Source organism: Streptomyces sp. NPDC048650 (assembly GCF_043199095.1).
Taxonomy (GTDB): domain Bacteria; phylum Actinomycetota; class Actinomycetes; order Streptomycetales; family Streptomycetaceae; genus Streptomyces.
Genome location: NZ_JBICVM010000018.1, coordinates 88,715 through 101,817 on the forward strand (window position 1 = coordinate 88,715; position 13,103 = coordinate 101,817).

Here is a 13,103-nt window from a genome sequence, read left to right on the forward strand (position 1 = left end):
GGGCCGTGGCCACCGTGTGTGCCGGGTTCCCCGGCGGGCCGCTCAGTCGCAGCCGCAGCCCGCCGGCGCGGCCGGGGCGGGTGCCGGGGCCCCGATGGTGGGCAGGCCCAACAGGACGCCCTGGGGCTTCTCGGCGGGGGCGGCGTTCCGCTTCTCCCAGGCGTCGCCGGACCGGGTGCGCCGGACGGCCAGGGGCGGGCCCTCGGCGAGCAGGTGGTGCGGGGCGGCGTAGGTGATGTCGACGGTCACCAGGTCGCCGGGGCGGACCGCTTCGTCGGGACGTGTGAAGTGCACGAGGCGGCTGTCGGGGGCGCGGCCGGACAGCCGGTGCGTGGCGCCGTCCTTGCGGCCCTCGCCCTCGGCGACCATGACCTCCAGGGTGCGTCCGACCTGCTTCTTGTTCTCCTCCCAGGAGATCTCCTCCTGGAGGGCGACCAGCCGCTCGTAGCGCGCCTGGACGACGGCCTTGGGGATCTGGCCGTCCATGTCGGCGGCGGGGGTGCCGGGGCGCTTGGAGTACTGGAAGGTGAAGGCCTGCGCGAAGCGGGACTCGCGGACCGTGTGCAGGGTCTGCTCGAAGTCCTCCTCGGTCTCGCCGGGGAAGCCGACGATGATGTCCGTGGAGATCGCGGCGTCCGGCATGGCGGCGCGCACCTTCTCGATGATGCCGAGGTAGCGCTCCTGGCGGTACGACCGGCGCATGGCCTTCAGTACCTGGTCGGAGCCGGACTGGAGCGGCATGTGCAGCTGCGGCATGACGTTGGGCGTCTCGGCCATCGCGGCGATGACGTCGTCGGTGAAGTCGCGGGGGTGCGGAGAGGTGAACCGGACCCGCTCCAGGCCCTCGATCTTCCCGCAGGCCCGCAGCAGCTTGCTGAACGCCTCGCGGTCGCCGATGTCGGAGCCGTAGGCGTTGACGTTCTGGCCGAGCAGGGTGATCTCGGAGACGCCCTCGGCGACCAGCGCCTCGACCTCGGCGAGGATGTCGCCGGGCCGGCGGTCCTTCTCCTTGCCGCGCAGCGCGGGCACGATGCAGAAGGTGCAGGTGTTGTTGCAGCCCACGGAGACCGACACCCAGGCCGCGTACGCGCTCTCGCGCCGGGTCGGGAGCGTCGAGGGGAACGCCTCCAGCGACTCGGCGATCTCGACCTGCGCCTCTTCCTGGATCCGCGCACGCTCCAGCAGCACCGGCAGCTGACCGATGTTGTGCGTCCCGAAGACCACGTCCACCCAGGGCGCCTTCTTGACGATGGTGTCCCGGTCCTTCTGTGCCAGGCAGCCGCCGACCGCGATCTGCATCCCGGGCCGGGCGGCCTTCTGCGGGGCGAGCTGCCCGAGGTTGCCGTAGAGCCGGTTGTCGGCGTTCTCGCGGACCGCGCAGGTGTTGAAGACGACCACATCGGCGCCGTCGGCGTCCTTGGGCGCCCGGACGTATCCGGCACCCTCCAAAAGGCCCGACAATCGCTCGGAGTCGTGGACGTTCATCTGGCACCCGTAGGTGCGCACCTCGTATGTTCCCTTGACGTCCATGGCCTGACTCCGGTCGCTGCTGCTCATGCGACAAGGGTAGGCGGTGCCGGACGCCCCTTCGGACGCCGGACCACGGCGTGCGGCGGGGCCCGAAACCGACACCGTCGACGCGCTGGGAGCGGCTCGGCGCCACCGCGACGTCTTTGTCATGCACCTGCCCTCCTCGTGTCGCAGTGAGAGAGCCCCCAGCCGAAAGAAACAAGATCCGAACCCCCTTCCCCTTGGGGCAGCCACCGGCGAAGGTCGTTGCCACGAAGGCCGGAACACCGGGTACCGGTACTCGGGACAGGGAGACACACCCCATGGACGACACCTCCACCGCACCCGCCGCAGCGGCGGCCGACGGCGAAGCCGACGGCTGGTACGTGGACGACCGGTGCAACAACTGTGACGTTGCCCGCCAGCTGGCGCCGGGCCTGATCGCCGAAGTGGGCGGGCGGTCCGAGGTCGTGCGGCAGCCGCGCGGCGAGGCGGAGGAGCGCCTTTTACACGCCGCCGCGTTCGCCTGTCACACCCGTTCCGTGCGGCGGCCTTCGCGGCGGCTCGACGCGGCGAAGGACCCGTATCCGCTGCCGCTCGACGACGCCGACGACACCGTGCTGCTCTGCGGACACAACTCGACGCAGAACGCGGGGGCCAACTCCTTCCTCCTCCGGCGTCCCGCCGGGACGCTGATGATGATCGACACACCTCGCTGGAGCGAGACGCTGGCGGCGCGGTACGAACGGCTCGGCCCCGTCACGGATGTGCTGCTCACCCACCAGGACCACGCGGTGCACGGGCGGCGGTACGCCGACCGGTTCGGGGCCCGGCTGTGGATCCACGAGGGGGACCTGGCCGCGGCTCCCGATGCCGACCGGGTGCTGCGCGGGACCGGGAGCGTCGAGATCGCCGAGGGGGTGTTCGCCCATCCCCTGCCGGGCCACACCAGGGGCAGCGTGCTCTACGTGGCGGACGAGCGGTACTGCTTCAGCGGGGACAGCTTCTACTGGTCGCGGGCGACCGGGGACATCGAGGTGGCGGACAGCGTCACCTGGTACTCGATCACCGAGCTGGCCGCCTCGCTGGACCGTACGGCCGGCCGGCTGCGCTTCGAGTGGCTGCTGGCCGGCCACGGCGACCGCAAGCACCTGCCCGCGCCCGAAATGGCGCGGCGCATGCGGGAGTTGACGGCCCGGGTGCGAGCGCTGCGGCCCCGGCCGATCGACTTCACCGCCGTGCGCTGGTGAACGGCTGGGGCCGGGCGTCCGCGAGGCCGCCCCGCGCGACGGCCGGGGCGGGTGCGGCGCAGGCGTGGAGCGGGCCGGCCGCGGCTCAGCGCACCGACGCGGCCGGCGGCCTCTCCCGTACGGCGCCGTAGGCGAGGAAGTACGCCGGCAGGCGGTTCAGCCACCGCGAGGTGGTGAGCAGTTCGGCCACCCGCTTCGCCCGCCTGGTGTTGCCGAAGGGCGCCCGGCCCGCCAGTACGGGGGCGATGACCCGCGCATGGGCGGTCCGCTGGAGGGCCTGGGTCAGGGCCGCGGTGGGCCACCGCCGGCGTTGGATGCCGCGGACGTCCCGCAGGCCGACCGTGCCGGCGCTCAGCGGGGGGACGAGATACCGGGCGGCGGCCACCGCGTCCTCGACGGCGAGGTTGATGCCGATGCCGAAGACCGGCGACATCGCGTGGGCCGCGTCGCCGATGCAGAGCAGCCCCGGCCGGTGCCAGCGCCGGAGCCGATCGAGCCGCACGTCCAGGAGCTTGACCTCGTCCCAGGAGGCGACCGCGCGGCCCCGGTCGGCCAGCCAGGGGGCGGCGGCGGTGAACCGGGCCAGGAACGGTGCGAGGCCGGCGGCGCGGCGCTCGGCGTCGCTTCCCTTGGGGATCAGCGCGGCGCACTGCCAGTAGTCGCCGCGGTCGATCAGGGCGGCCAGGAGGCCGTCGCCGACACCGCCCACGAGGCCGTGCGGGTCGCCGCCGCGTCGCGGCAGGCGGAACCACCACGCGTCCATCGGGCAGGCGAAGGTGCGCAGCCCGAGTTCGGGCAACGACCGGGCGAGCGAGTCCCGGCCGTCGCACGCGACCGTGAGGGTGGCCCGCAGCTCGCCGGTACGGCCGTCGGACGTGCGGTACCGGACGCCGACGACCCGGCCGCGCGCCGTCAGGAAGCCGGTCGCCTCGGTGTTCATCCGCACGGCGAAGGACGGCTCCCGCCGGGCCTCGTCCACCAGCAGGTCCAGCAGGTCCCACTGCGGCACCATCGCGATGTAGCGGTACGCGCCCCGCAGCGCCGTCAGGTCGCCGACCGTCACCAGCGAACCGTCCCCGCCGACCGGGAGCTGGACGGTGGTCACCCGCCGCTGGGGCAGCCGGGCGAACCGCTCGCCCAGCCCCAGCTCGTCCAGCAGCGCCAGGGTGGAGGGGTGCACGGTGTCGCCGCGGAAGTCCCGCAGGAAGTCGCCGTGCTTCTCCAGGACCGTGACGGCCACGCCCGCCCGGGCCAGCAGCAGGGCGAGCACCATTCCGGCGGGCCCGCCGCCCACCACACAGCAGGTGGTCCGCTCCATCGCCACGGCTCCCTTCGGCGAGGTGCCCCGGACCCGCACCGGCGGCGGCACGGGTCCCCGGTACCTCCCACTGTGCGCGCCCTCGCGTGCGGATTCCCGCCGGCGGGCCGTGCCCGGCCGCCCGGCGCCGGCCGGGGACGGCGCCGAGGGCCTCAGGCGGCGGTGAAGCGCCCGCTCGCCTCGCCCCGGAGGCGGCCCGGCGGCAGCCTGCGGCCGAAGGCGACCAGCGCCAGGTCCTGGGCCGCGCCGTACAGGGGGGTGCCGGTGCCGAAGGACCAGTCGAGGTCGTCGGCGTGCAGGGCGACGCCGGTGAGGTCGGCGCCGAAGAAGCGCGCGGAGCGGGGGCTCAGGGTCCCCAGGACGGTGCGCAGGCGGTCCTCGGGGACGCGGCGGCCGAGGTCCAGGGCGACCGTGACGTCGAGGCCGTGGATCACATCGTGCCCGAGCGCCGAGGCGAGCCCGCCGACCGGCGGCGTCCAGGGGTGGTGGGCGTTGTCGCGGAGGAAGGCGGCGAGTTCCCGCGGTGCGGCGGCCGCCGCGTCCCGGCGGGCGCAGCGGTCGGTCATCCGGTGCAGACTGCCGCGCGCCGTGAGGAGTTCGCGGGCCTGCCGGGCGAACGAGTAGCGAAAGCCCATCGACATATGGGCGACGACCTCCCGTACCCGCCACCCCGTGCACAGGGTGGGAGCGTCCCAGGAGCCGGGCGGCAGTGCGTCGAACAGATCGGCCAGTTCGCGTCGTTCGGCCGCGATGGCCTCGGTGATGTCCATGGTGGATCTCCTCCCCCGGCCGCTGATCAAGGCCGTGTCCTCAGGCTGCCGGGCGGGGCGGTATAAGTCCAAGAGAAGCTCTTTCTCGTCACTAGCATCACTGGTTATGGAGCTTCGTCAGTTGCGGTACTTCGTCACCGTGGTGGAGGAGGCCAACTTCACCCGCGCCGCCGCCCGCCTGCACCTGGCCCAGCCGGGGGTGAGTGCGCAGATCCGGCAGCTGGAGCGCGAACTGGGGCAGGCGCTGCTGGACCGGTCCGGCGGGTCGGTGACGCCGACGGAGGTGGGTGAGGCCGTGCTGCCGTACGCGCGGGCGGCGCTCGCCGCGGTCGAGGGGGTGCGGGCGACGGTGGACGAGTTCACCGGGCTGCTGCGCGGCCGGGTCACGATCGGGGTGGTCTCCGGTGCCGCCGCCGACCGGTTCGACGTGGCATCCCTGCTGGCCGATTTCCACGACGCGCACCCGGCGGTCGAGATCGCCCTCACCGAGGACAACTCCGAGCGGATGCTGGCGGCGCTGCGCGCCGGGGAGCTGGACATCGCCGTGATCGGGCTGCCGGACGAGCCGCCCCCGGGCATCTGCGCGCAGATCGTGCTCGACGTCCCCCTGGTCGCCGCGGTGGCACCGGACGACCCGCTCGTCGCCCACGCGGGCCCCGCGGGCATTCCGCCGTCCGCGCTCCGCGACCGCCCGCTGATCAGCCTGCCGCCCGGCACCGGGCTGCGGGGCGTGCTCGAACGCTGCTGCGCGGCTGCCGGCTTCCGGCCCCGCATCGCCTTCGAGGCGGCCTCACCGCATCTGCTGGCGCAGCTCGCCGCTCGTGGGCTGGGCGTGGCCGTGGTGCCCGAGCTGCCGGCCGAGGCCGCCGAGGCGTACGGGCTGCGGACCCTGCCGATCGGCGGACGGCCGCGGCCACGTGGCCGGATTGCGCTGGCCCGGAGGACGGACGGGCCCGCCGGGCCCGCGGCCAGGGCCTTGCTGGACCTGCTGGGCGAAGCCCTCCAGTAGCACGGTTGGGTATCTCCCCTCCCGTTCACGCCCGGGGACTGGCAGGATCCCGCCCATGGTCACAGCACTCCCCCGAATAAGCGGCCGCCGGGCACTCCCCGCGGCGGCCGCGGCGCTGGTCGCCCTCGCCCTGGTGGCGTGGTGGCTGCTGCCGCTGGGCGGTGAGCGGACACCGGGCGGGCGGGTGACGCTGGCGACCGGTGTGCCGACGGGGGTGTACGCGCGCTACGGGGAACTGCTGAAGCAGGATCTGGCGCACGACCTGCCGAATGTGGACCTCCGTCTGATGCGCAGCGAGGGGTCGATCGACAACCTGCGCCAACTGGTCGCCGGGCGCGCGGAGTTCACCATCGCCACGGCGGACGCGGTGTCCACGTTCAAGGCCCGGCACGAGCGCGGTGCGGACCGGCTGCGGGCCTGTGTGCGGCTGTACGACGACTACATGCAGCTGGTGGTGCCGAAGAAGTCCGCGGTCCGCTCGGCCAGGGGGCTGAAGCGGCTGCGGGTCGGGGTCGGCGCGGACGGCTCCGGCGTACAGCTGATCACCCGGCGGCTGCTGGCGGCGGCAGGGCTGGACTTCGACAAGGACATCACGCCGGTCCGGGTGGGTATCGACCGGATGCCCGAGCTGCTGGAGCGGGGCAAGCTGGACGCCTTCTTCTGGTCGGGCGGGCTGCCGACCACCGCGGTGCAGCGCCTGGCGGGGCGGTTCCCCGTCCGGCTGGTGCAGCTCGGGGACCTCAGCAGGGCACTGCACGCGCAGGGCGAGCCGACGCGCTACTACCGGGCTGCCGTGATGCCCGCCGACGCGTATCCCACGGTGCAGAAGGGTCAGGCGGTCAAAACCATCGCGGTGGCGAATCTGCTGGTGACGACGGACCGGGAGGACGCCGCACTGACCTTCGGCGTCACCCGCACCGTCATCAACAGCCGCGACTGGATCGGGCGCCAGGTGCACGCCGCGCAGCGGGTGGACCTGCGGACGGCGGTGTTCACCGATCCGCTGGCCCTGCACCGGGGCGCCCGGCGCTACTACATGTCGGTCAAGCCCTAGGGGCCTGCGCGGAGGGCCGCCGGGCCGGACGGCCGCGGCGGGGGCGCCGGCGACGGTTGCCGCCGCCACCGGTGCCGGCGGCCGCGGGTGCCGGGGCGGGCGCAGTGACGGTGACCGGGACCCCGGTGGGGACGCGGGCGCCGGTGATCCGGGTCAGGTCGTCGTCGCCGGGGCGGACCTTGGCGGTGGACGGGGTGATCTTCGCCTGACGTATCAGCCGGGTCATGTCGCGGCGCTGGGCGGGCGTGACGAGGGTGACGACGGTGCCGGACTCGCCGGCACGGGCGGTGCGGCCGCCGCGGTGCAGGTAGTCCTTGGCCTCGGTCGGCGGGTCGACGTTGACGACGAGGTCCAGGCCGTCGATGTGGATGCCGCGGGCGGCGACGTTGGTGGCGATCAGCACGGAGGCGTGACCGGTGCGGAACTGCTCCAGGGTCCGGGTGCGCTGCGGCTGGGACTTGCCGCCGTGCAGCGCCGCGGCGCGCACGCCCTGGGCGAGGAGGTGCTTGGTGAGCCGGTCGGCACCGCGCTTGGTGTCCACGAACATGATCACGCGGCCGTCGCGGGCGGCGATCTCGGTCACGGTGGCGCGCTTGTCGGTGTCGTCGACGTACAGGACGTGGTGGTCCATGGTGGTGACCGTCGCGGCCGAGGGGTCCACGGAGTGGGTGACCGGGTCGGTCAGGAAGCGGCGGACCAGCTTGTCGACGTTGCGGTCGAGGGTGGCGGAGAACAGCATCCGCTGACCGCCCGGGGCGACCTTCTCCATCAGCCGGGTGACCTGCGGCAGGAAGCCCATGTCGGTCATCTGGTCGGCCTCGTCGAGGACGGTGATGGTGACGTCGTCGAGCGCGCAGGCACGGCGGTCGAGGAGATCGGCGAGCCGGCCGGGGGTCGCGACGAGGACGTCGGTGCCCCGGCGCAGCGTCTCGACCTGGCGGTTGATGGAGGTGCCGCCGACGACGGTGGCGGTGCGCAGCCCGAGCGCCTTGGCGTACGGCGCGAGCGCGTCGGTGACCTGTCCGGCGAGTTCACGGGTGGGCACGAGCACCAGCGCCAGCGGGCGCTTGCTCGCGGCGCGCCGGCCCGCCGTGCGGCTGAGCAGCGCGAGCCCGAAGGCGAGGGTCTTGCCGGAGCCGGTACGGCCACGACCGAGCACATCGCGTCCGGCGAGGGTCGCGGGCAGGGTGGCGGCCTGGATGGGGAACGGCTCGCTGACACCTTGCGCCCGCAGTGCGGTGAGGAGGGCCGGGGCCAGCGGCAGCTCGTCGAAGGAGCCGGCGGGCGTGGGGGAATCCGTCGCGGTGGACGGCTTCGGGTCGGCGCTCGGTCGCGGTGCGGTCGCTCGGGTCACGGAATGCCCTTCAGGTGGAGGGGTGGGGAGGTGTCCGCAGGGCGGGTGGCCCCCTGCGGAAACGGGACGGGGCCCGCACCGGGGTGGCCGGTGCGGGCCCTGTCCGCAGAACGCAGGTGCGTCAGGCGGGGATGATGTTCTCCGCCTGCGGGCCCTTGGGGCCCTGGGTCACGTCGAAGGTGACCTTCTGGCCCTCGAGGAGCTCACGGAAGCCCTGGGACTGGATGTTGGAGTAGTGGGCGAAGACGTCGGGGCCGCCGCCGTCCTGCTCGATGAAGCCGAAGCCCTTTTCCGAGTTGAACCACTTCACGGTGCCGGAAGCCATTTTTTTCTCCTTCATGGGGCAAACCGGAGACCACACTGCGCGGCCTCCTTGTCGCCGAGATGATCGCCCCACACCGGAACACGTCCGGAAAAACAAGGAACGCCCGGGGCTTCCAGCCTCCGGGCGCGCACAAAGTTCGCGGGTACCACAACTGCAACGTGCCCCAGGCTAGCACAGACGTACGGGGGCGGGTCACGGTGCGGTGCGGGGGACCGTGACGGTGACCGTCAGTCCGTGCGGCGGGTGCGGGGCGTAGGCGATGGCGGCGCCGCCGGCGGCGAGCAGCGCGCGCGTGATCGACAGCCCCAGGCCCGAGCCGGAGACGTTCTGGTGGCGGCCGCTGCGCCAGAAGCGGTCTCCGATGCGGGCGAGTTCGTCCTCGGTCAGGCCGGGGCCGCGGTCGGCAACGGTGATCGTCACCTGTGCGCCGTCGGCCGCGACCGACACCGTCACCGGCTGGTCGCGCGGAGTGAACTTCAGGGCGTTGTCGACGACGGCGTCCAAGGCGCTGGAGAGCGCCACCGGGTCGGCCCAGCCGGTGAGCGCAGGGTGGCCCTCGTAGGTGAGGCGGACGCCTCTGTCGTCGGCCAGCGGGTGCCAGGAGTCGACGCGCTCGGCGGCCAGCGCGGCGATGTCCGTGAGCTGGAGGTCGGCGGCGGCGTGTTCGGCCAGGGCGAGGCCGAGGAGATCGTCCAGGACCCGGGCCAGCCGTTTGCCCTCGGTGCGGACCGAGGCGATCTCCTCGTTGCCGTCGGGGAGTTCGAGGGCCAGCAGCTCGATCCGCAGCAGGAGGGCGGAGAGGGGGTTGCGCAGCTGGTGGGAGGCGTCGGCGACGAAGGCACGCTGCTGTTCGAGCACGTCCTCGACGTGGTCGGCCATCTCGTTGAACGAGCGGGCCAGCCGGCGCAGTTCCGGCGGCCCCGCGGTGGCGGCGACGCGGGCCTTCATCCGGCCGGTGGCGATGTCGTGGCTGGCCGTGTCGAGGACCCGCACGGGCCGCAGCACCCAGCCGGTGAGCCGGATGGCCGCGCCGACGGCGACGAGCATGGCCGCGCACTCCCCGGCCGCGATCACCAGCCAGCCGCGCAGGATGCGTGCCCGCAGCGGCGCGGTGGGCGAATCGGTGACGACCACGGCGACGACGTCCCCGTCGCGGATGACCGGCGAGGCGACCGGGATGCGACCGGTGTCGTCCCAGGGCCACACCTGGTGCGGGTCGTGGCTGCGGCGCCCGGCCAGCGCCTCGCGGAACGCCTGGGCACCCTCGCCGCTCCGTGGCACGGGCAGGTCCCGGGGGGCGGCGGCCATCGGGGTGTGGTCGCGGTAGAAGACGCCGGCGCGGATGCCGTAGAGGTCGTCGTAGCGGGCCAGCTCGGCCCGGAGGGTGGCGCGCCGCTCGTCCTCGTCGGGGCTCTTGGTGGCGGATCCGGCGTCGGGCCGGGCGGTGACGAACTGGGCGAGCGAGGCGAACCGCGCGGCGTCGTCGATCCGGTCGACGACCACCTTCTGCTGCTCCACACCCGCGGTGATCACGGCGAGCGGGACGCCGAGCGCGAGCAGCACCGCGGCCATGAGGACGATGAGGAGTGGGAGGAGTCGGGTGCGCACGTGGTCGGGGCGGTCTTCAGGACGCCGGGGTGGCGGAGGTGCCGGCGGCGGGGACGACGAGGCGGTAGCCCACGCCCCGTACGGTCTCGATCAGCGCGGGCATCCGCAGCTTGGCCCGCAGCGAGGCGATGTGCACCTCCAGCGTCCGGCCGGTCCCCTCCCAGCTCGTCCGCCACACCTCACTGATGATCTGCTCCCGGCGGAAGACGACCCCGGGGCGCTGCGCGAGGAGTGCCAGGAGGTCGAACTCCTTGCGGGTGAGCGGCACCGCCGTACCGCCCACCGACACCTGACGGGTGGAGAGTTCGACGGCGACCGCGCCGAAGCGCAGTGCCTCCTCGGCGGCGGACTCCTCCGCCGGCTGCTCGCCGCTCCCGGTGGCGTTGCGGCGGCTCACCGCGTGGATGCGGGCGAGCAGTTCGCCGGTGTCGTAGGGCTTGACCACATAGTCGTCGGCGCCGAGGTTGAGGCCATGGATGCGCGAGCGGACGTCCGAGCGCGCGGTGACCATGATCACCGGAGTGCTGCTGATCTTGCGGATCCGACCGCACACCTCGAAGCCGTCCTGGTCGGGCAGGCCGAGGTCGAGCAGCACCACCGCGTACGGCTCGGCGTCATCGGGCAGCAGGGCCTGCAGGGCCTCCTCGCCGCTGCGGGCGTGCCGGACCTCGAGGCCGTGCTTCGCCAGCACCGCGGACAGGGCCGCGGCGACATGGTTGTCGTCCTCGACCAGCAGGAGTCTCATTCGGCCACCTCCTTCGGTGCGTGCGGGTACGGTCGGCCGGCCGCGAACAGGCCACAGGGCATCTACGGCGATAGGAGGTGTGCCCGTCAAGAGGCGGCCGCCCGCAGGCCACCATCCGTTACCCAGCCGGTACGACCGGACTCCTTCGCTCCGCCGCATCCCGTTCGGACGGGGTTCCCGGGTGCGCCCGGATCGTTATGCTCAATTCTCCCTCAGATGTAATGACGCTGGTCGCAGGCCGTCATAGGTTCCTCCCCAACCGAGGAGGACGGAGCTGTACGCCGATGAGCGAAGTATCGGTGACCAAGAACGCCGAGGGTCCCGCGCCGACGGGGGAACCGCTGGTCGTGCTGGACAACGTCAACAAGCACTTCGGCGCGCTGCACGTGCTCCAGGACATCGACCTGACCATCCACCGCGGCGAGGTCGTCGTGGTGATCGGCCCCTCCGGGTCCGGCAAGTCGACGCTCTGCCGCACGATCAACCGCCTGGAGACCGTCGACACCGGCGGCATCACGATCGACGGCAAGCCGCTGCCGCAGGAGGGGCGGGAGCTCGCACGGCTCCGCGCCGATGTGGGCATGGTCTTCCAGTCCTTCAACCTCTTCGCGCACAAGACGGTGCTCGAGAACGTGATGCTGGGCCAGATCAAGGTCCGTAGGAAGGACCGGAACGCCGCCGCCGAGCGGGCCCGCGAGCTGCTCGACCGGGTCGGCGTCGGCACCCAGGCGGACAAGTACCCCGCGCAGCTCTCCGGCGGCCAGCAGCAGCGGGTCGCGATCGCCCGGGCGCTGGCGATGGAGCCGAAGGTGATGCTCTTCGACGAGCCGACCTCCGCGCTGGACCCGGAGATGATCAACGAGGTGCTGGAGGTCATGCAGCAGCTCGCCCGGGACGGCATGACGATGATCGTGGTCACCCACGAGATGGGCTTCGCCCGCTCCGCGGCGAACCGCGTGGTCTTCATGGCGGACGGCCGGATCGTCGAAGAGGCCGACCCGAACCAGTTCTTCAACAACCCGCGCAGCGACCGCGCCAAGGACTTCCTCTCGAAGATCCTCCACCACTGAGCCCGCAGTTGGGCCACGATGCTTGCCAACACTTGTTGAACAGAAGGATGTTGACGATGAGGATTCGTAAGACGGCTGCGGCCGGCGTGGTGGTGCTCGCTCTGGCGGCTACGGCGACGGCATGTGGCGGCGAGTCGGGTTCGGCGGGCGACAAGCCGGCCGGCGGCGAGGTCTACAGCCACGACTACACGCCCGCCAAGAACGTCAAGCTCGACTCGCCCACGCTGAAGGCGGCGCAGAAGCGCGGGAAGCTCGTCATCGGCGTCAAGGCCGACCAGCCGTTCCTCGGTTACCAGGACCCCTCGACGAAGAAGTACTCCGGCTTCGACATCGAGATCGCCAAGATGATCGCGGCGGACCTGGGCTTCTCCACGAAGCAGATCTCCTTCCAGACGGTCAACTCCAACGTCCGTGAGACCAAGATCTCGAACCACGACGTCGACTACCTCGTCGGTACGTACACGATCAACAACGAGCGCAAGAAGCAGGTCGGCTTCGCGGGCCCGTACTACACGGCCGGCGCGGACCTTCTGGTGCGCAAGGACGACAAGACCATCACGGGTCCGGACAGCCTCAAGGGCAAGAAGGTCTGCTCGATCACCGGCTCGACCCCGCTGCAGGAGATCAAGAAGCCGAAGTACGGGGCCGACACCCAGGAGCTGGACAAGTACTCGGACTGCGTGCAGAAGGTGCTCGACAAGCAGGTCGACGCGCTCACCACCGACGACGCGATCCTCAAGGGCTACGCCGCCCAGCGTCCCGACAAGCTCAGGGTGGTGGACCAGCCGTTCACCAAGGAGCCCTACGGCGTCGGTATGGACAAGAACGACAAGGCCCTGCGCAACGCGATCAGCGACGCGATCGAGAAGCACATCAAGAACGGCGACTACAAGCGGGCCTACGTCGGCACCCTCGGCAAGTCGGGCTCGGACTACGTCGCACCGCAGACGCCGCTGCCCCGCTACTGAGGCGCCGCGCGCTCTTCCCGACTGCGCCGCCCCGTACGCCCGCCGCGGCGGGCGTACGGGGCGCGTCGTCTTCCGGCCGCTGTGCGGCTGACCCGTCCCTGACCGCCGTCGACCCGACCGCTA

General features: G+C 72.4%; 12 protein-coding genes. 5 read left to right on the plus strand and 7 right to left on the minus strand.

What is annotated here, in order from left to right:
* Positions 1 to 42: 42 nt before the first annotated feature.
* Positions 43 to 1,557 (minus strand): tRNA (N6-isopentenyl adenosine(37)-C2)-methylthiotransferase MiaB, encoded by a 1,515-nt coding sequence (gene miaB / locus ACGFML_RS33890; protein WP_393549489.1) that lies wholly within the window; start codon positions 1,555 to 1,557, stop codon positions 43 to 45.
* A 275-nt stretch (positions 1,558 to 1,832) separates the two neighbouring features.
* Between miaB and ACGFML_RS33895 the strand changes: the two genes are divergently transcribed.
* On the plus strand, positions 1,833 to 2,759 hold the full coding sequence (locus tag ACGFML_RS33895; RefSeq protein WP_393549490.1) for an MBL fold metallo-hydrolase: 927 nt from the start codon (positions 1,833 to 1,835) through the stop codon (positions 2,757 to 2,759).
* 85 nt (positions 2,760 to 2,844) lie between these two features.
* On the opposite strand, the gene ACGFML_RS33900 is transcribed toward ACGFML_RS33895, so the two are convergent.
* Positions 2,845 to 4,077, minus strand: coding sequence for an FAD-dependent oxidoreductase (locus ACGFML_RS33900; protein WP_393549491.1), 1,233 nt, complete (start codon positions 4,075 to 4,077; stop codon positions 2,845 to 2,847).
* Between the two features lie 152 nt (positions 4,078 to 4,229).
* Positions 4,230 to 4,847, minus strand: coding sequence for a maleylpyruvate isomerase family mycothiol-dependent enzyme (locus tag ACGFML_RS33905; RefSeq protein ID WP_393549492.1), 618 nt, complete (start codon positions 4,845 to 4,847; stop codon positions 4,230 to 4,232).
* A gap of 106 nt (positions 4,848 to 4,953) precedes the next feature.
* Here ACGFML_RS33905 and ACGFML_RS33910 point away from each other — a divergent pair, with 106 nt between their 5' ends.
* Both ACGFML_RS33910 and ACGFML_RS33915 read left to right on the plus strand, forming a co-directional pair.
* On the plus strand, positions 4,954 to 5,856 hold the full coding sequence (locus ACGFML_RS33910) for a LysR family transcriptional regulator (RefSeq protein ID WP_393549493.1): 903 nt from the start codon (positions 4,954 to 4,956) through the stop codon (positions 5,854 to 5,856).
* 55 nt (positions 5,857 to 5,911) lie between these two features.
* A complete protein-coding gene (locus ACGFML_RS33915) occupies positions 5,912 to 6,910 on the plus strand; it encodes a TAXI family TRAP transporter solute-binding subunit (RefSeq protein ID WP_393549494.1) in 999 nt (332 codons plus the stop codon).
* Here ACGFML_RS33915 and ACGFML_RS33920 read toward each other — a convergent pair.
* The 4 genes from ACGFML_RS33920 to ACGFML_RS33935 all read right to left on the minus strand — a co-directional run bounded on the left by ACGFML_RS33920 (position 6,900) and on the right by ACGFML_RS33935 (position 10,942).
* Positions 6,900 to 8,264, minus strand: a complete 1,365-nt coding sequence (locus tag ACGFML_RS33920; protein WP_393549495.1) for a DEAD/DEAH box helicase — start codon at positions 8,262 to 8,264, stop codon at positions 6,900 to 6,902. The genes ACGFML_RS33915 and ACGFML_RS33920 overlap by 11 nt on opposite strands.
* Before the next feature lie 121 nt (positions 8,265 to 8,385).
* Positions 8,386 to 8,589, minus strand: coding sequence for a cold-shock protein (locus ACGFML_RS33925; protein WP_384434400.1), 204 nt, complete (start codon positions 8,587 to 8,589; stop codon positions 8,386 to 8,388).
* Between the two features lie 192 nt (positions 8,590 to 8,781).
* Positions 8,782 to 10,197, minus strand: a complete 1,416-nt coding sequence (locus tag ACGFML_RS33930) for an ATP-binding protein (RefSeq protein ID WP_393549496.1) — start codon at positions 10,195 to 10,197, stop codon at positions 8,782 to 8,784.
* A 16-nt stretch (positions 10,198 to 10,213) separates the two neighbouring features.
* Positions 10,214 to 10,942 carry a response regulator transcription factor gene (locus ACGFML_RS33935; protein ID WP_393549497.1) on the minus strand — a complete coding sequence of 243 codons (729 nt, stop codon included), beginning with the start codon at positions 10,940 to 10,942 and terminating at the stop codon, positions 10,214 to 10,216.
* A gap of 284 nt (positions 10,943 to 11,226) precedes the next feature.
* Between ACGFML_RS33935 and ACGFML_RS33940 the strand changes: the two genes are divergently transcribed.
* Together ACGFML_RS33940 and ACGFML_RS33945 are read left to right on the plus strand one after the other, a co-directional pair.
* Positions 11,227 to 12,012: an amino acid ABC transporter ATP-binding protein gene (locus ACGFML_RS33940; protein ID WP_393549498.1), complete on the plus strand. Its 786-nt coding sequence runs from the start codon at positions 11,227 to 11,229 to the stop codon at positions 12,010 to 12,012.
* 56 nt (positions 12,013 to 12,068) lie between these two features.
* Complete coding sequence (locus tag ACGFML_RS33945) at positions 12,069 to 12,980, plus strand: glutamate ABC transporter substrate-binding protein (protein ID WP_393549499.1); 912 nt, start codon at positions 12,069 to 12,071, stop codon at positions 12,978 to 12,980.
* Positions 12,981 to 13,103: the final 123 nt, after the last annotated feature.